This is a genomic window from Cohnella silvisoli (assembly GCF_021190915.1).
Lineage (GTDB): Bacteria > Bacillota > Bacilli > Paenibacillales > Paenibacillaceae > Cohnella > Cohnella silvisoli.
The window spans coordinates 1-17,611 of the sequence record NZ_JAIOAP010000017.1 but is presented as its reverse complement, the minus strand read 5'-3'; the positions used below and the strand labels follow the sequence as shown (position 1 = coordinate 17,611).

The 17,611-nt window shown below is 43.3% G+C and carries 18 protein-coding genes and 1 pseudogene; 16 read left to right on the top strand and 3 right to left on the bottom strand.

Features of this window, described 5'->3' with window-relative positions; translation table 11 throughout:
- Positions 1 to 100: 100 nt before the first annotated feature.
- The 15 genes from K7P76_RS25905 to K7P76_RS25835 all read left to right on the top strand — a co-directional run bounded on the left by K7P76_RS25905 (position 101) and on the right by K7P76_RS25835 (position 12,233).
- Positions 101 to 832: a hypothetical protein gene (locus K7P76_RS25905; protein WP_232188953.1), complete on the top strand. Its 732-nt coding sequence runs from the start codon at positions 101 to 103 to the stop codon at positions 830 to 832.
- A gap of 6 nt (positions 833 to 838) precedes the next feature.
- Complete coding sequence (locus K7P76_RS25900) at positions 839 to 1,216, top strand: GntR family transcriptional regulator (RefSeq protein ID WP_232188951.1); 378 nt, start codon at positions 839 to 841, stop codon at positions 1,214 to 1,216.
- Position 1,217: 1 nt separating this feature from the next.
- Positions 1,218 to 1,907 (top strand): ABC transporter ATP-binding protein, encoded by a 690-nt coding sequence (locus K7P76_RS25895; protein ID WP_232188949.1) that lies wholly within the window; start codon positions 1,218 to 1,220, stop codon positions 1,905 to 1,907.
- 25 nt (positions 1,908 to 1,932) lie between these two features.
- The gene (locus K7P76_RS25890; RefSeq protein WP_232188947.1) at positions 1,933 to 2,619 is read left to right on the top strand and encodes a DUF4386 domain-containing protein; all 687 of its coding nucleotides are present in this window, start codon (positions 1,933 to 1,935) and stop codon (positions 2,617 to 2,619) included.
- The gene (locus tag K7P76_RS25885; protein ID WP_232189128.1) at positions 2,616 to 3,587 is read left to right on the top strand and encodes an NAD(P)-dependent alcohol dehydrogenase; all 972 of its coding nucleotides are present in this window, start codon (positions 2,616 to 2,618) and stop codon (positions 3,585 to 3,587) included. The genes K7P76_RS25890 and K7P76_RS25885 overlap by 4 nt, the downstream gene beginning before the upstream one ends.
- Positions 3,588 to 3,885: 298 nt before the next feature.
- On the top strand, positions 3,886 to 5,364 hold the full coding sequence (locus tag K7P76_RS25880) for an Lsa family ABC-F type ribosomal protection protein (RefSeq protein ID WP_232188945.1): 1,479 nt from the start codon (positions 3,886 to 3,888) through the stop codon (positions 5,362 to 5,364).
- 55 nt (positions 5,365 to 5,419) lie between these two features.
- Positions 5,420 to 5,608: a YgaP family membrane protein gene (locus K7P76_RS25875; protein WP_232188944.1), complete on the top strand. Its 189-nt coding sequence runs from the start codon at positions 5,420 to 5,422 to the stop codon at positions 5,606 to 5,608.
- 351 nt (positions 5,609 to 5,959) lie between these two features.
- On the top strand, positions 5,960 to 6,355 hold the full coding sequence (locus tag K7P76_RS25870) for a hypothetical protein (RefSeq protein ID WP_232188941.1): 396 nt from the start codon (positions 5,960 to 5,962) through the stop codon (positions 6,353 to 6,355).
- Positions 6,356 to 6,379: 24 nt separating this feature from the next.
- Complete coding sequence (locus tag K7P76_RS25865; RefSeq protein ID WP_232188939.1) at positions 6,380 to 6,841, top strand: ferritin-like domain-containing protein; 462 nt, start codon at positions 6,380 to 6,382, stop codon at positions 6,839 to 6,841.
- Positions 6,842 to 7,083: 242 nt separating this feature from the next.
- The gene (locus tag K7P76_RS25860) at positions 7,084 to 7,563 is read left to right on the top strand and encodes a DUF6530 family protein (protein ID WP_232188937.1); all 480 of its coding nucleotides are present in this window, start codon (positions 7,084 to 7,086) and stop codon (positions 7,561 to 7,563) included.
- 24 nt (positions 7,564 to 7,587) lie between these two features.
- Positions 7,588 to 8,688, top strand: a complete 1,101-nt coding sequence (locus K7P76_RS25855) for an AAA family ATPase (protein WP_232188935.1) — start codon at positions 7,588 to 7,590, stop codon at positions 8,686 to 8,688.
- Between the two features lie 215 nt (positions 8,689 to 8,903).
- The gene (locus tag K7P76_RS25850; RefSeq protein WP_232188934.1) at positions 8,904 to 9,800 is read left to right on the top strand and encodes a vWA domain-containing protein; all 897 of its coding nucleotides are present in this window, start codon (positions 8,904 to 8,906) and stop codon (positions 9,798 to 9,800) included.
- Between the two features lie 485 nt (positions 9,801 to 10,285).
- Complete coding sequence (locus K7P76_RS25845) at positions 10,286 to 11,143, top strand: hypothetical protein (protein ID WP_232188932.1); 858 nt, start codon at positions 10,286 to 10,288, stop codon at positions 11,141 to 11,143.
- A gap of 94 nt (positions 11,144 to 11,237) precedes the next feature.
- Positions 11,238 to 11,432, top strand: coding sequence for a hypothetical protein (locus K7P76_RS25840; protein WP_232188930.1), 195 nt, complete (start codon positions 11,238 to 11,240; stop codon positions 11,430 to 11,432).
- A gap of 21 nt (positions 11,433 to 11,453) precedes the next feature.
- Positions 11,454 to 12,233: a PhzF family phenazine biosynthesis protein gene (locus tag K7P76_RS25835; RefSeq protein ID WP_232188929.1), complete on the top strand. Its 780-nt coding sequence runs from the start codon at positions 11,454 to 11,456 to the stop codon at positions 12,231 to 12,233.
- Here the strand turns inward: K7P76_RS25835 and K7P76_RS25830 are convergent.
- A pseudogene (locus tag K7P76_RS25830) lies at positions 12,234 to 12,549 on the bottom strand (hypothetical protein).
- Between the two features lie 258 nt (positions 12,550 to 12,807).
- Between K7P76_RS25830 and K7P76_RS25825 the strand changes: the two are divergent.
- Complete coding sequence (locus K7P76_RS25825) at positions 12,808 to 14,331, top strand: malate:quinone oxidoreductase (RefSeq protein WP_232188921.1); 1,524 nt, start codon at positions 12,808 to 12,810, stop codon at positions 14,329 to 14,331.
- A 112-nt stretch (positions 14,332 to 14,443) separates the two neighbouring features.
- Here the strand turns inward: K7P76_RS25825 and K7P76_RS25820 are convergent, their stop codons facing one another.
- Complete coding sequence (locus K7P76_RS25820; RefSeq protein ID WP_232188919.1) at positions 14,444 to 16,030, bottom strand: CehA/McbA family metallohydrolase domain-containing protein; 1,587 nt, start codon at positions 16,028 to 16,030, stop codon at positions 14,444 to 14,446.
- A 116-nt stretch (positions 16,031 to 16,146) separates the two neighbouring features.
- Positions 16,147 to 17,478 carry an MFS transporter gene (locus K7P76_RS25815; RefSeq protein ID WP_255678795.1) on the bottom strand — a complete coding sequence of 444 codons (1,332 nt, stop codon included), beginning with the start codon at positions 17,476 to 17,478 and terminating at the stop codon, positions 16,147 to 16,149.
- Between the last annotated feature and the right edge of the window lie 133 nt (positions 17,479 to 17,611).

Here is a 17,611-nt window from a genome sequence, read left to right as displayed (position 1 = left end):
TTTAATGCCCATTGACATGAACTAACGGGTTAGTGTACTATCACACTAGTACAATAATTCGCTGTTTGAATTCAACATAAGGGGAGATTGAAATGGCCGCATGGGCAGCTATATACAAAAGGATTTTCGGTTAACAAGAACTGTTTTTTTCGTAGGGATTGTCATTAACATCTTGATTTTATTGCTGACGTTATTTGTGGATGCAAATACGGGCGATAATTTGTACCTATTTATACCTTTGGCAGTCGCTGTTGTATTTCATGTTTTATATCTTCCGACCATGCTGTTTATCAGCTTGAGAACAGAGACTGACCAACTGCACCTTTGGCTGCACAATCCCCGATCGGCCTCAGCTTTACTTCTCAGCAAAGTATTGAATGGGCTTGTCATGAGCGTTGTATCCTTAGTTGTCCTATATTCGATGGCGGGATCGTTGATTATTTCAAGGTTCCATTTAATCGAAGCGTATTGGACGGATACTTGGATGGCTGGTGTGTTGATTTTCCTGCATATTTTGATGATCTCCATTATGATCGGTGTTTGGGTGATACTCCTATGGTCCATATACCATGCGCTTAAAAATAGAATCGGGCGTTGGACCTGGTTAGCGCTTCTTGGAGCGGTCCTCATACCAAGCTGGATTGGCGCGCTATTCGATTCCTCTAACCTATACAAGCAATTAACGCAATGGGGAAGCTTGGAAATGAATTTTCCGACATTCTCGATAGACCCTATACTCGTATATACGGGGGAATATCTACATCATTTAATCGTTATCGTCGGACTGTTTTATTTGAGTGCTTGGATCATCGATAGGAAAGTCGAGGTGTAACGATGGATGGATGAATTCAATACTTCAAAACCAATCTATTTGCAATTGGCAGATCGGATCCATCGAATGATCGTTAGCAAAGAGTTAAAAGCAGGCGAGAAGCTTCAATCCGTCCGGGAAATGGCGATAACCTACAACGTCAATCCGAATACGATTCAGCGAACTTACAGCGAACTGGAGCGTGAGGGTATTTTGGAAACGAGAAGGGGTCAAGGGACGTTCGTCACGGAACAAGAGGATCGTCTGATTCAACTACGCGGGAATTTAAAAGATGAGCAGATTCAAACGTTTGTCAAAGTCATGCAGGAAATGGGGTACAGCTCCTATGAAATGATCTCGGGACTACAAGACCACTTAAACAAAATGGGCAAAGGAGATGTTTAATGTGATTAAATTGATGAATTTATCTAAGACGTATAAGAAACGTTCCGCAATCAAGAACATTTCATTAACGGTGCCACTGGGTAAGATCATAGGCATCGTAGACGAGAACGGCAGCGGAAAGTCAACGCTACTGAAGCTTATGGCGGGACTTTCGTATCCGACGAGCGGGTCGGTAACCGTTAATGGAGAAATCGCGAATCGAAAAGTCAGTAAGCTCGTATCTTACTTATCAGAGCATGATTCATTTTATCCCCTATTCACGGTAAGAGAAGCGCTGGTCTTTCAGGCTTCGCAATTTACTGACTTTAATATCGCCAAGGCCGAAGAAATCATGAAGTATTTGCAGCTGGAACCAGATAAGAAAATCAGAGATCTCTCCATAGGAAATCGCGGCCGATTAAAGATCGTGTTAACTCTAGCCAGAGAAGTGCCTTACATTCTAATGGATGAACCATTATCCGGACTTGATCCGTTGGTGAGACAATCTATCGTGAAGGGAATGATTTCATATATCGACTTGGAATCTCAGACACTGGTCATGACGAGTCATGTAATAACGGAAATCGAATCGATATTAGACAGCTTCATAGCCATCAAAGACGGGTCATTGATTAGAATGGCCGATGTTGAGGAATTACACGAATCGGAGGGACTTGGCATAACGGAGTGGATGAAGAAGACGTATGTCTGATTATTATCAGAAAGGAGTTGCCAGAATGAATTCAAACAAAAAAGCCGCAAAAATTGTGGGAGTGCTGTTTATACTTGCAGCCGTTACGGCGGTAATAGGTCTTCTTTTATACGATCCTATCCTAAACGGTCCCGATTACCTGATTCAAGGTTCCGAACACGCCAACCAGGTTATACTGGGAGCGCTTATGGAGTTAATTCTTGTCGTTTCAGCGGTTGGTACTGCAACTACGATGTTTCCATATCTAAGAAAATATAATGAAACGATTGCTCTTTGGCATCTTTGCTTCAGGTTTCTTGAAGCGGTTATCATTACTGTCGGTGTAATCAGCGTACTGTCCCTATTGACCTTAAGCCGGGAATTTGTAGCAGCAGGAGCCCCGGATACCGCCTCTTTTCAAGTTTCAGGCACAGTATTGAAAGCCATTCATGACTGGACCTTCCTGCTTGGGCCTCTTTTCATGCTAGGCATCAACACGATGATGTACAGTTATATTTTTTATAAATCCAAGCTCGTACACAGGTTTATACCCATCTTGGGTATGACAGGGGCAACCCTTGTTTTTATTTGTGCCTTGTTGGTAATGTTCGGTGTAATTGAACAAGTTTCTACTTGGGGTGCTATTCTGGCGCTGCCAGTAGCAGCAAATGAAATGATTCTAGCCGTATGGCTCATCGTTAAAGGATTCAATAATAAGGAGGAATACTTATAAAAGCTATTGTAGCAACCAAATACGGATCACCGGAGGTTCTTCAGCTCAAAGAAGTCGACAAACCTATGCCCAAAGACAATGAAATATTGGTAAAAGTGCATGCGACAACCGTAAACGTCGGAGACTGTAGAATGCGAAGCTTTACAGTTCCTCCCATGTTCTGGCTTCCCGGTCGAATCGCTTTAGGTTTCAGAAAACCAAGAAATCCGATATTCGGAATGGAGCTGGCCGGTGAAGTTGAAGCAGTCGGCAAAGATGTAAAACGGTTCAAGGCAGGCGACCCGATTTTTGCATCGACCTTCAAGGTGAAATTTGGAGCCCACGCCGAGTATAAATGTTTGCCCGAAGACGGGGCGGTGGTAACAAAACCGAACAATATGACCTATGAGGAAGCCGCGACTCTTGTCGTTGGAGCAAATACAGCCTTGTTTTTCCTCAAAGAAGGCAACATTCGGCCCGGACAAAAAGTCCTCATCATTGGCGCTTCGGGTAGTGTCGGCACTTTTGCGGTACAGCTTGCCAAGTACTATGGGGCCGAAGTCACTGGGGTATGCGGTACCGCGAATATAGAATTGGTAAAATCTTTAGGAGCTGATAAGGTCATTGACTACACGAAAGAGGATTTTACGAAAAACGGCGAGACCTACGATATTATTTTTGACGCGGCAGGCAAGACTAAGTTTTCACAATGTAAAAACTCGCTGAAGAACAAAGGATATTATCTTCATACGGTTATGGTAGGGCCAGAGATTAAAGGACTGTGGTATGCGCTGACAACAGGCAAGAAAGTCATCGGCGGGACAGCAGTCCCACGCAAAGAAGATCTAGCTTTTCTCAAAGAGCTTACGGAGACGGGGCGGTTAAAACCGGTTATTGATCGCTGCTATCCGCTGGAGCAGATTGTCGAGGCACACCGCTATGTCGACCAAGGCCACAAAAAAGGAAATGTAGTCATAACTTTGAAGTGATACCAAGTAAATTTGTTGAAATTAAAAAATGCGTATGATAAGATGCTTATAATTTAGTGATTGGAGTGAAAAGAATAATGTGATTTTTCTTGCTAACAATAAAGATTAATAAAACAATCAAAGCGGTATTTTCGCATGTTTTATTCTTTATAGGCAAGAAAGTTACTCAATCTTTTCACTCAAATAATATATCCTTCCTTATCTAACTCCATAGTGGGTTGGATTTGATGTATTTATTTGAGCTACAAGAAAGTAACTTTCTTGTAGCTTTTATATTTATTATACAGGAGGATATTTTATGTCATTAATTAATGTTACAAACTTGACGTTTGCCTATGAGGGCAGTTACGATGACCTATTTGAAAACGTAAATTTTCAAATAGATACCGATTGGAAATTAGGATTCACGGGAAGAAACGGTAGAGGTAAGACGACATTTCTCAACTTGCTGCTTGGTAAATATGAATACAGTGGAAATATTTCAGCTAGTGTCAGCTTTGAATATTTCCCTTTCCATGTCGAAAACAAAGAAAATAATACTCTTGATGTGATCTACGACATTTTTCCAGACTATCTTCACTGGGAATTAATGCGTGAACTTTCTTTGCTAAAGGTTTCTGAAGATGTTTTATATCGGCCCTTTGATTCATTGTCCAACGGAGAGCAAACGAAAGTGTTGTTGGCTGCCTTATTTCTTAAGGAAAATAGCTTTCTGTTAATTGATGAACCAACTAACCATCTGGATAGGAATGCAAGAAAACTGGTCAGCGATTATCTGAATGCCAAAAGCGGATTTATTCTGGTGTCTCACGACAGATCGTTTCTTGATAACTGCGTAGATCACATCCTTTCAATCAATAAGACCAACGTAGAAATACAAAAAGGTAATTTCTCCGATTGGTGGGAAAATAAAAAGAGACAAGATAACTTTGAGCTTGCGGAGAACGAAAAGCTGAGAAAAGACATTAAACGTTTGTCGGATTCCGCTAATCGAACGAGCAACTGGTCACACGAAGTGGAAAAAACGAAAAACGGTACAAGAAATTCCGGTTCCAAAGTAGATAAAGGGTATATTGGTCACAAGGCTGCTAAAATGATGAAACGCTCTAAAGCAACTGAGCATAGACAGCAAGCCGCTATTGACGAAAGGTCTATGCTCCTGAAAAATATTGAAAACTCCGAAAGCTTAAAGATTACACAACTTGCTTTTCATAAAAACCAACTTGCCGAACTCGACCATGTTTCGATTTACTACGGTGAGAAGAGGGTTTGCACGGATATAAGTTTTACGATTGAGCAAGGGGATCGAATTGCGCTTACAGGTATTAACGGCTCCGGAAAATCAAGCATTATCAAATTGATTTGCGGCGAGAATATCAACTATACAGGAACTTTCAGAAAGGGAAGTCAGCTGAAAATATCCTATGTATCACAGGATACCTCACATTTGCAAGGCAATTTAACGGACTACGCTAGAAACAATGGGATTGATGAAAGCCTTTTTAAATCGATTTTAAGAAAGCTTGATTTTTCCAGAGTTCAATTTGAGAAGGATATTTCAGCTTTCAGCGGCGGCCAAAAGAAGAAAGTGCTAATCGCCAAAAGTCTTTGCGAGAAAGTTCATTTGCAAATTTGGGATGAACCGCTTAATTTTATTGATGTTATTTCTCGCATGCAAATTGAAGAGTTACTGCTTGAATACTCACCGACGATTCTTTTTGTGGAGCATGACAACGAATTTTGCAAAAATATTGCTACGAAGATCATTGAGCTCTAACTGAACGAATGGTTCTGATTATTTTGGGACACGATTAGAGTAGGAGGTGTTTATTATGAATTGTAACGTCGGGAAAACAGAACAAATAATAAGAATTTCCATTGGAACAGGTATCATTTTTTTGGGTCTTGCCTACAGAAGATGGTGGGGGCTCATTGGATTGGCTCCAATCTTAACTGGGGCTACCCGATATTGTCCTGCTAACGCCTTGTTAAAAATTGACAATTGTCAAGAGGTAAGATAAAAATCAGCCTAATATTTATGTGAAAGGCCGCGAATTAAGCGGCCTTTCCTCCATTATATCTGAGTATATTTGAAACAATATTAAAAACCGCTTTGAAGGGGTAGATCACAAATGATGAAAATTTTATTCTATCTAGGAGCTATTGTTTGTGTGTTTTCGGCGATCATCTCTTCATTGTTATCCGAAAACAGCAGAACAAGGAATTAGATAAAGGAATGAGTCAATCAACAGTAAATCACCCGGTTATCGCTAATCCCATGCTAATTGTTTATTTGATTTTTCCCATACTGTTTATTTTAGGCGCAATGATCTGGTTATACTTCACTTAATGACAAAGGGGGAGAATTGCTAATGGAAAAAAGAAGATACTACATTTCAGTCCAATCCAAAACAATCATGGAGCAGCAAGGCGATGCTTCTTACGAGCTGGAAATTGAAGCATCCGCTGATGAGCTTCAAAAACTTAATGAGTTATTTGAATTAATGGATGATTTCGATGTAAAAACTTATTATCGAGCACAAATTCCAGCAATCCCCTATCATCATGACAGTGAGAATGATGGTTATGATTACTACTTAAAGGAAATATATAATTTTATTTATAAAACCGGTACTGAAGAAACGAGAAGTCATATTCTATCAATGAAATATTCTGACCTAAAATCACGAATGATTCCAACCCGCATATATTATGCGGGTTTTTTCAGGTACCCAACCCAATATTCTCACATAAAATGCAAAAGTTAACTTATGAAATTGGAGGTTTATTGCATGTATTGGGGATATCGGTATCATTTGAGACTACAACCCGTTTGGGCGACAGAAACGAATAAAGCGCTTGAATTAATCAAAGAGTCCGTTCAGGGCGAGAGAAACGATGAACTTTTTTACGATGAATTGATTCGTCTTTCACCGACATCTGAACAAACAGCAATTATTGAAACGATTCGTGATGATGAACGAGAACATAACCGCATGTTCCAGGATATTTATCAGGAACTTACCGGTTACCCGGTAACAGGAATTAGTAATGAGCAGTTCATTAAACCTAAATCTTATGTTCAGGGTTTACAGACCGCTTTGATGGGAGAACTGGCAGCTGTGGAGAAATACCGAAGAATATGGTTTGGACTTCCCGCTGGCATATATAAAGATACTGTATTTGGCATCATCCTGGACGAACTCAAACATGCGAGCAAGTACAACTATTTATTAGGGATCGAACGAAAGTAAACTCTTACTTTAGTCACTAGGCCGCTGAGAGGCGGCTTTTTTACATTGCGAAGCCGAAGTTCTACGTTATTTTGTTATATTGAGGAATACGGAAAATATAGGAATAGGAGGCTCTACGCGATAAGATATGTAAGCTTGACGACGATCTGTAATGGAGTTATTATGGGTTTACTAATTGAGTAATTTAGTAATTTACTGAATTACTAAGTTAGTAAATTGAAAATAGGAATCGAGGGAATACAATGAAAATACCGACAACATTAAAACATAAACCCGTCGTCGTATCGGAAAACTATGAGCACATCGACGGCAGGTTGGCCGGCAATACGGACGCTAAAGGACTTTCTCTAGGGTTAGCCCAATGGAACGATAGAGGGAAGCTCGATATTTCAGCTAAAGTATGGAGGTATACAGGGGAGAAGTGGTCCCGTCAATCCGAGGAGCTGCCGCTTCATCGCGTGCTGGATTTGTCCATCTTGATCTGCCGGACCCTGGAACATTTTCAAGAAGCCTACCGGTATGAGCACTTGTATAATCCGGAACAGCCTATCATTGACCGGGTCGGACTACAAGGGGACGCGATGACCGTCGCGGTCTGCACGGACAACGAACGAATCAACGAAGATATTCGATTGTTCAGCCAAGCACTAAGCGACGACGGCGAGATGATAGGGGAAAGACTGCGTACGTTGTCGAAAATTTTAAAGGATTTGGGGTACTAAAGGATAGGGAACAGGAGAATTAAGATGAAAGATCAACAAGAAGACTATGTATTATCGCCCGGCAGACAGTTGACCGAGGAAGAAAAGAAGCTGCTATGGCGGAAGCCAGCCTCACATAAAGCCAGCGATGAAGAACGGCGGATATGCAAGGAAGTGAAGCGCAATTGGCATCGCGGGGAAATGAAAATCGCCAATATTTTGCTGGAAGGCGACGCCGGTTCCGGCAAAACGCAACTCGCGAAAGCTTTGTCCGCCGATTTCGGATTGCCCTATACGAAAGTGACTTGTTTTGCCGATATGGACAAAACCGACATTATCGGCGCGATCTTGCCAGTCATTCCTGCCGAACGATTGAAGAAGATCGAATCCGCAGAGCAAACGGCTTTGAAAGCCCTGTACGAGAGCGACGGCTTTCGAAGCACGACGGACATCTTAATGGAGGCTTTAGGATTAACGGAAGAACAGGCCGCATTAAAGATGAAGCACATTCTGAAGCTTGCATCGGAGAATGCCGGAGGAGACGGAGTCGAGTACCGATTCTACCCTTCGGAGATCGTCAGGGCATACAGGAAAGGTTATCTGTTGGAAATTCAGGAGCCAACAGTCATTCGGGACGCGGCAGTATTAATGGCATTAAATTCCGCTTTGGAGCTGGATGGCAGTCTTAATCTGCCTACAGAGGTTGTGCGAAGGCATGAGGATTTTATCGCCGTCATTACGACCAACCGCAGTTACGCGGGAACGAGACCGCTTAACGAAGCGCTGCGCGATCGCGTTCAGCACACGGAGAAAATGGATTTACCATCCAAAGAAATTATGATCGAACGCGCGAAGGCCAAGACAGGATACACGGACGAGAAGGCTTTGGATATTTTGGCGGAAACGATCATCACGTTGGATAAAGCGGCACGGGCGAACGCGATCAAGGGCGTGGCGGGGATGCGCTCCTACTTTTATTGGGCGGATGCCGTTGCCGAAGGCTCCTCCGTCAGAGAATCGCTATATCATAAGGTTATCTATAAGATCACGACCGACGAAGAGGAGATTAAAATTTTAGAGGATGCTCTAAACGATCAAGATCTGCCCGCACGACTGGATGAGCTCGATTACGTAAAAAAAAACTAAACTCCGACGCTTACGAGATTAAATCGTGGGGAGAAATAGATAAATCCGAACATGTTAACGACGTAAATCCGAGCGAATACGCGCTCGCATTCAAGAAATCCGCTGACAGCGACGAGAGCTCGTCCGACGGATCGGAGGACACCGATGCTACGAGAAGCAGCGAGGACTCGGGGGACAATGGAGCCCCAATCTATCATCAGCTTCGTCTAGAAGAGATGTCGGAAGAGGAGAAGCGGCTAGAACGCGATTTTCGCAAACAATTAAATTTGGCAGCCCGGGAAGTCGCTTCCGATTCCGTTCATCGTAACGTGAAACTCATCGTTCATCGCCCGGAATACAAGCAGGAAGATCAAGAGGAATACGTTAAATTAAGCAGAGGACTCATGCCCGTAGTGAGGGAAATCGCCAGGAAAACACTTCCATTGCTCGAACACGAGTCGAGTTCCGAATTCGCCAGGAATCAGTATTATGGCCATAAATTCCAAGCGGATAGCGTAGCCTATCGCGACTTCAGGTATTTTGCCAAAAAACGTCCGCCGAACGAGTTGCCGTCTTTAGCTGTCGGACTCCGAATAGACGAATCGGCATCGATGTCGGCTTTCGGAAGATTGGAAGCGGCCAAACGCGCCGTGATCGCCGTTTATGAATTTTGTAGGATTTGCAAAATTCCGATATCCATCTACGGAGATACCGCGGACATATCCAAACTGGAGCAAATGTCGATCTATGCGTATGCCGACCACGATAAGCCCGATGACAGAGACCGTTATCGGCTCATGGGCATTCGCGCGAGAAGCAACAATCGCGATGGCTTGGCGTTAAGAATTCTCGCGGACCGGTTAACGAACGCTCCTCAGACAACGAAGCTGTTAATTAGCTTAAGCGATGGTCAGCCTAAAGCAATGCCGGATTATACTAGCAGATACGCGCAGGATGACATGCAACGGACGATCGCCGAATACCAGCGCAAAGGCATTTCGTTTCTTGCCGCCGCCATCGGTCATGACAAAGACGTCATCGACCGTATCTACGGCAGCGAAAGATTTCTGGATATTACGGATTTGAACGAACTGCCCGCAAAGCTGGTGAGGATCGTCGCGCGGTATTTGTAATGAAAGAAACCAATAGTGAGTGAATGTCGTGAGTCAAAAGCATAGCACGAATGAAGTTCGCGTAAACCGCGGGCTTTTTTTATTGGAAGCGCATCGACTCGAGTCGCGTAACCCATAGGCGTGTGCACTAGGATCGAGCACGTGTACGGCGAGATGCGATATAAAACGATGATCGAGCGTTCGGGTCTCGTTCCGAAAATCCTCAGAAATGTTGTCAGGAAGTGGTCGTCCGCCGCTTAAATCCCATGCCCGATCACCGTTGAACAAGCTTATTATTTCCAACGGCAAAATCGGTGGGGGCACAAGATACCAGCTATCCACACAAGACACATAGCTGAAATCTTAGATGACTGCTACCCGTCTATTTCTAAATTATGTCGAAAATGATATGATTTTGGGGACAGCTTACTTTAGATGCAATTTGTTTTGCAATCTGCCTAATTTATACAAACATAAATTGTGTCTTTCTCAAAGGGGATATTATATTGAAGATGAAAATTATCGGAATAGTTTTAGCAAGTATTATTGTTATGAATGGTTGTTCGAAAACAACTTCTCAAGTAACTACGCAACCAACAGTTACAGTAGCTCCGCAGGAAACTGAAAAAATTGATAATGGACAAGCAATAGAACTGGAATTACAGCAAATTTCTAATATCATTCTTGCTCAAAACTATACCGAGGCAAATACCCGAATAATGAATTCCAAATTTTTCAATGAAGACTCATCATATATAACTTTGCAAAATTATGCTTACGCATTGCTTCAGCAGAAAAAGGATAAGAAAATCTTTATTGATTATTTGTTCAAGATTCCGAAAGAGTATAGCGGTGTACTTTCTGACCAAATAAAGGACTCCCAAAAAAAAGCACTAGATAATCTAGTTCAATTAGCAAAGCAAGGAAAATATGAGCAGGTCGTAAATGAAACAGCTGCTTCGGCCCAAAGAGATGGCTCAGATGTTAGTATAGCGGTGATTCATTATTACGCTATAGCAAAGTTTTACGAGTCAGAAAACAAGCCTTCAGATGTGGCATCATATTTATTAAAAATAGACAATAATTACAATGGAATATTAGTAGACGATATAACAAAGATGAAAGATAAATACTATTCTGAAATGCGAAAAATAATAGCAAATGAAGGGATAGCGGCTGAGAATGCGACTAAAGAAGAACCGGCAATTGGAATGACTGCTCAGGAGGTAAGAGACTCTAAGTGGGGAAGCCCTGATGATATCAACAAAACCACTACTAAATATGGTACAAGTGAGCAATGGGTATATAATTATTATGGGTATATATATATCGATGATGGTATTGTAACGGCTATACAAGAATAACAAGTCCGAATGCCTCGGAATGACACTCCGAATTCACTCAAGAGCAACGAATTAGTAGAACTGGTGAGATACATACAATGATGAACGTGTTCTTATGACAACAACCCTAGCAAATACGCTCCTGGTTACTTGGTTTATCGTAGCCGGTCAAGCGACTCAATATGCCGGCCAGGCCGCATCGAATGCCGGCGCGATTTCGGTATATATCGCTTCTTTCGCTGCAGCGTTAGCGCTCTTCCTTGCAAAGAGGGTAAAATTAGCTAACACTTCATCGGACATCGCAGCGTAATGGGGAAGGAAGATAGATGAAATGAAATATTATGTAGTTGATGCGTTTGCAAGCAAAGTTTTTGAAGGAAATCCAGCAGGTGTTTGTATTATGGATGCATGGCTTACTGACGATATTATGCAGAAAATTGCCATCGAGAATAATCTCTCCGAAACAGCTTTCGCAGTCAAGGAAGACGATTATTACCGATTAAGATGGTTTACTCCAGCACGCGAAATTGACTTATGTGGTCATGCAACTTTAGCAACAGCTTACGTAATAGCTAATTTTTATGAAACGGATATCAAGCATATTCAATTTCAAACTCTAAGCGGAGAGTTGCTTGTTGTGAAAAACGGTGATCTGTACGAAATGGATTTCCCCAGTAGAATGCCGGAAGCACACTCATTAACGGATCAGATGGTTGAAGCCCTTGGGGTTAAACCTTCTGAGACTTATCTTGGTCGAGACTTAATGTTCGTACTGGAATCAGAGTCTGATGTAGTTAACCTTGACCCGAATTTCACCAAGTTGGCTGCTCTACAAGATGGGCTAGGCGTATTAATTACTGCTAAAAGTGATCAGTACGATTTCGTATCTCGAAGCTTCTTTCCTAAACTAAATGTCAATGAGGACCCTGTATGCGGTTCTGCTCATTGCAATTTTATCCCTTTTTGGGCAAAGCGTTTGAATAAACAGGAAATGGTAGCAAGACAGGTTTCCAAACGTGGCGGTATTTTATTCTGCAAATTTCTTGGTGAACGAGTAGCAATAAGCGGCCAAGCCGTACTATATTCGATTTCTGAGATCTGTATCGGATAACTACCTCGATTTCTTCCTGCGCTTGCTAATCCATTTATTCAATGCAGTTCCGCCGCCGACAGCGTGCTGCTGTTTGGTTCCTGTGCTTTCATTTGCGGAGTTAGTCCTCTTGGCTGTTCCTCCTGCTCCGACGCTTTGTTGCTGCTGCGTATTCGGGGATTTAATAGCGGCATTGTTGCCTGCGGCCTGCACCGCTTGCGATTTTCGTCGTGTTGGGGGCGTTGTTAAATTGATGGTTCACGACGAAGACCAGCTTATCAATTCCAGTGATCGGCGTTTTTGCGATTATACGTTTATTACCTTTTTCTATAATAATCGTGAGTCGTAGTCTAAAAAGATGTGACTTTGAAAAACCACCAAAGAAACCTTCGCATATACGAAAAATGGATCGGTCGGAAATCAGCGGCTTCGTCACTGACGGAAGTAGGCAATTTAAGAGGGGGTATAGGTAATTAATGGTTTATATGAGGCTCATTTGCCCGTTAGCGATCTTGATCGTCCCATATGATAGGGTTATAATTGAATAGATGTGTGACAAGGTTCGGCAAATTGTAGGGTATAAGGGACGGTAAAAATGAGCTACAGACAAACTAAAACAGACGTTATCTTAATTGGTGCCGGAATCATGAGTGCTACTATGGGGTCATTGCTAAAAGAATTAGCACCGGACTGGAATATTAAAGTGTTTGAGAGACGTGCAAACGCAGGAGAGGAAAGCTCTAACGAATGGAATAATGCGGGAACGGGGCATTCTTCATTATGCGAGCTTAACTACACCTCAGAGAAACCGGACGGATCTATCGATATTAGTAAAGCTATAAAAGTTAATGAAGAATTTCAGATTTCAAGGCAGTTTTGGTCTTATCTTGTAGAAAGCAATTTGATACGTAATCCGCGGGACTTTATCATGCCAGTGCCTCATATGAGTTTTGTACAAGGGGAACAAGATGTATCCTTTTTAAGAAAACGTTTTGAAGCGCTGTCTGACAATCCACTGTTTTCGGGGATGGAATTTTCCGATGATCCGGAAAAACTGCAAGAATGGATTCCCCTTATGATGAAAAACCGGGCATTGAATCAACCCATAGCTGCGACAAGAATCGAATCCGGAACCGATGTCAACTTTGGCGCTTTAACGCGCACATTGTTTGATCATTTAAAGAGTAATAACGTTGATATTAAATTCAAACAAAATGTTGATACTATCAAACGTACTAGCGACGGCTCGTGGGAATTGAAAGTGCGGAATGTCGATAACGGCACCGTCGAACGCCATACTGCAAATTTCGTCTTTATCGGCGGCGGGGGAGGAAGCCTCCATTTGCTGCAAAAAGCCGGTATTCCTGAAGGAAAAGGGATTGGAGGCTTTCCGGTAAGCGGATTATTTATGGTATGTAAGAATCCGGAAATTGTAGCGCAGCATCGTGCAAAAGTATATGGACAAGCTGCAATCGGTGCTCCTCCAATGTCGGTACCGCATCTTGATACTAGAGTTATTGACAACAAAGAATCTTTATTCTTTGGACCGTTTGCCGGCTTCTCACCCAAGTTTTTAAAATTCGGTTCAATGTTTGATTTGTTAACATCTATAAAAATGCATAATCTCGTAACGATAATGGCGGCAGGCGTAAAAAACGTTTCATTGACAACATACCTGATCAAGCAAGTTATGTTATCGAAAGAAAAGCGCATGGAAGCTTTACGGGAATTTGTTCCGAACGCCAAAAGCGAGGATTGGGATTTACTGGTAGCGGGCCAGCGTGTGCAAATTATTAAAGATACTGCTGCCGGCAAAGGAACGCTTCAATTTGGTACGGAAGTTATTAGTGCCGCTGATGGCTCGATAGCAGCATTGCTCGGCGCTTCTCCGGGTGCTTCTACCGCCGTTTCCGTCATGCTTGAGGTATTAAAAAAATGCTTCCCGCAACATATGAAAGCGTGGGAGCCGAAAATTAAAGAAATGATTCCTTCTTATGGCGTGTCACTGTTGAAAAACCCAGAGCTTATCCACGAAAATCATACTTCAACAGCGCGAACGCTTGGTCTAAGCGAAAACTTGCCATTACAGATTGCACGCGAAACCGTATCCGTATCCTAAATAACGAAGGATCGTTCAAAAATGAAGGGCTGCCAATTAGCACCAATTGGCAGCCCTTTTCTAGATCGGTCAACGATTGATACGCTGAAATTTACCCTTGTAGATCAGACGCTCAGTGATTGTCCTTGTCTGGTTTTTCGTCACTAACGGATACAAAGATCGGGTTGGAATAGAACCACAGGTCTTTGTAGTTGCGCTTGTTGATTTCCGTAAATCGGGTTTCGTTGTCTGCGATATCTGTCTTCGTGTCCATGAGCGGCTCCCCGTTCAGCGTTTCTCCTTCGACGGTAACCCCGAGATTAGTGCCTCTTAGTCTGAAGTACTGATCCCTGCTGGCCTTCACCGAATAGTTAATCACATAGAACCCTTGGGAATCCATCTTCCAGTCTTTGGCTGTAAAACGCTTGACCACCTTGGTGGTATCGTTGGTACTTTTGCTGTAAGCGTCCGTTCCTGGTGTAATCTTGCCGGTTACGTCTCCGGAAATCAGGTCCACGTGATCGACCTTGACGGGATCTCCGTTATTGTTTTTATTAGAGCTCTTGAACCGAATTGTCAGCTTCAACATATCCTTATTCTTCACCTGAAGGTTTTCTCCCATTTCTGCTTTCCGATTACCCTTTTCGGCACTAAAGTCTAACGCGTTAATCAAATCGCCGAAAACGGAGAACGATTTGCCCGATCTCATGCCGTCCAGGACGGCTTGCATGTCAGCGCCTTGAACCCAAGTGTAGTTTTTGGAGTATTCGCCAGGCCAGTAACCGCTGGAATAAAGGCGATTCTCGCTGATCTCGAAATGGGAATCCGAATTGGAGAAGTTCCAGAACCTGCGTCCTTCCCCGAGCAGAGCGTCCCAAGCTCCGCCCAACTTAGCGAGCATATAGTCCGAACCGCCATAGGTTCTGTTCTCCGGCGTCGATAGATTCAAGCCGCCTCTGTCCGGTTCCATTTGGTTCCCCGGCATCCCTTCAAACCCGAACGCCACGTCAGGAGCAATATTGTTAAAGTCGCGGAAATCCGCAATAGTATACACCCTTTTTCTCGAAGGATGGTTTAAGATCGCATAACTGGTTTTGGCATAATTTTTTTCCAGCCAGGATAAAGCCGTGCGTGCATCCTCGCGGGTGGAGAAAGCTCTGCTGTCTTTCGCATTCCATACCGCGACATCCGCCGGATCGAACATTTTCTCGTCTCGATTCGTGAACAAGTATTCAAATTGGTTCGATACTTTCAATCCTTCTGCGGTACCTAGCTTGTCCGTTAAGATGCCCACGCCGACATGCTCGTAGGTTGGCATATCCCACTCGAAACCGGTGAAGATAATTTTGTTCTTATAGTTGCCTGCGTCTTGCAATTGTTTGATTTTGGGCGCCTGGTAGTCGATAATGCCCTGGGATAACGGAATCGAACCGCCAGGGATCGTGTTTCCTTCATCGTCCCGTGATGACGTTCTCAGGTGATCGGATACGGCCATCCAGTCCATGCCGTATTTATTAAACGCGTTATCCAGTACGCTCTTCAGGGATTGCTGCGCATCATCTGATTGAAAGGTGTGTGCGTGATATTCGCCCTTTAACCATTTCCCTGCCGTTTCCGGTTTGTTCTTGCTGTCTGCTTCTTTCGCAGAAGTAGGCAGGCCTTGAGATAGGATCGAAAGACTAAGAGATAAGATCGTGAGCAACTTCAATTTGTGTGTCACCTAGTTATCGCCTCCATGTATTGTGGTCGTACAATTTATCAGTTTAAACTCGAAATATTAAGTAACTGTACGATCTCTGTATTGTTTTTGTTAATGTATATTTGAACTTCGTGAACCTACGACTCTTGCAATTGCCCTGACTCCCGGCGCCGCCGATTCATGAATACCAACAACAATGCAATTACAGTGAGGATAATCCCCAGCACTCGAAATCCCCCAGCGTTGAACTTATCTCCAATTACGATGCCTATCAACAAGGAAGAGAGAATGGTTCCCAGATATCTTGATGTATTAAATATTCCGGATGCTACTCCGATTATTTCTTTTGGAGAACTTTTGAACAAGGCCGCTTGCATACCGACATTGTTCAACCCGTTGCTAATACCGAATGCAGCTAAAGCCAAACACACACTGATAACCGGTGAAGTTTGATTCAATGTCACGATCCACGCTGACCCCAATGTCATCAGCATTCCGGACACGAGCAATGCTGGTCGAGGTCCTGATTTATCGATCCATCGTCCTGCCAATGGAGAAGCTGCGAGCGAGCAAAAACCTAAGCTTAGCATGAGAATTCCCGTATGGAACTCGCTGACATGACGTACCATTTGCAAGTAGGACGGAAGCCCGAAAAAAAGCGAGTAAAAAAGTATGTTAACGAACATGAATTGGACATTGACCCAAGTCATTGCAGGATACTTGGCGAATGTGCGCAAAGGAATGAAGGGTGACGTCGCTTTTAACTCATGTCGTACGAAAGCCGCAAGTGCAACGAGACCTATCAGCCCGACTATGACATTTCTTAATGAAACATGTCCATCTGATTTTGCTGACAGCAATCCAACGAGCAGGGCAACCAGAGCCACTGTGAAGAGCAGGATCCCTGACGCATCAATGAAATCAAACCATTTACGAAAGGACATGTTGCGTGCAAAGGATTCTGGCGATTCGTCCTTAGGAATAGTCCTCCAAGCTAATAGAAAGCTCGCCGCCACGAACGGAATATTGACGAAAAAGATAGCCGGCCAATCCCACCAGTGAATCAAGACCCCGCCAATGAAGGGTCCAATCGCTGCCGCTCCGGATAGGAAAATGGACAAAACAGACAGCGCAGTCGCTTGTTTCTCCGTAATATAAATTCGCACAATGGCCATTCCAACCGCAACCATCATGCTTGTTCCGATGGATTGCACGATGCGGAATACGATGAGCCACCCGAAGCTTGGCGATAGCGGAGCTAATAATGATGCAACGAAGGCTACAACAAGCCCGGTAAGAAATATCTTTCTGCGACCGAATAAATCGCTGGCCTTTCCCATGACAGGTTGAGCGATAGCGCTCGCAATGTAGAAGGAAAAAATAATCCAGGAAACGCCTGTATAGTCAAGTTGGTACACATTTTGCAGCCTTGCAATAGCAACGGAAATCATCGAAGAATTTAACGGCAATCCGAAAGAAGTCCCCTTCCCTCTATAGGGAGGGGATGAATTTCGGCTAGGCGAAGCCTAGAATCTTCGTGCTCGAAGTCATGACCTTAAAAACTTATAATGAGCTCGGAAATCTAGATATAAGAACAAGTGT

Bases quoted from the DNA above. Each gene is read 5' to 3' on its own strand.
- K7P76_RS25905 (WP_232188953.1), top strand. From the start codon at position 101: ATGGGCAGCTATATACAAAAGGATTTTCGGTTAACAAGAACTGTTTTT.
- K7P76_RS25900 (WP_232188951.1), top strand. From the start codon at position 839: ATGGATGAATTCAATACTTCAAAACCAATCTATTTGCAATTGGCAGAT.
- K7P76_RS25890 (WP_232188947.1), top strand. From the start codon at position 1,933: ATGAATTCAAACAAAAAAGCCGCAAAAATTGTGGGAGTGCTGTTTATA.
- K7P76_RS25880 (WP_232188945.1), top strand. From the start codon at position 3,886: ATGTCATTAATTAATGTTACAAACTTGACGTTTGCCTATGAGGGCAGT.
- K7P76_RS25875 (WP_232188944.1), top strand. From the start codon at position 5,420: ATGAATTGTAACGTCGGGAAAACAGAACAAATAATAAGAATTTCCATT.
- K7P76_RS25870 (WP_232188941.1), top strand. From the start codon at position 5,960: ATGGAAAAAAGAAGATACTACATTTCAGTCCAATCCAAAACAATCATG.
- K7P76_RS25865 (WP_232188939.1), top strand. From the start codon at position 6,380: ATGTATTGGGGATATCGGTATCATTTGAGACTACAACCCGTTTGGGCG.
- K7P76_RS25860 (WP_232188937.1), top strand. From the start codon at position 7,084: ATGAAAATACCGACAACATTAAAACATAAACCCGTCGTCGTATCGGAA.
- K7P76_RS25855 (WP_232188935.1), top strand. From the start codon at position 7,588: ATGAAAGATCAACAAGAAGACTATGTATTATCGCCCGGCAGACAGTTG.
- K7P76_RS25850 (WP_232188934.1), top strand. From the start codon at position 8,904: ATGTCGGAAGAGGAGAAGCGGCTAGAACGCGATTTTCGCAAACAATTA.
- K7P76_RS25840 (WP_232188930.1), top strand. From the start codon at position 11,238: ATGACAACAACCCTAGCAAATACGCTCCTGGTTACTTGGTTTATCGTA.
- K7P76_RS25835 (WP_232188929.1), top strand. From the start codon at position 11,454: ATGAAATATTATGTAGTTGATGCGTTTGCAAGCAAAGTTTTTGAAGGA.
- K7P76_RS25825 (WP_232188921.1), top strand. From the start codon at position 12,808: ATGAGCTACAGACAAACTAAAACAGACGTTATCTTAATTGGTGCCGGA.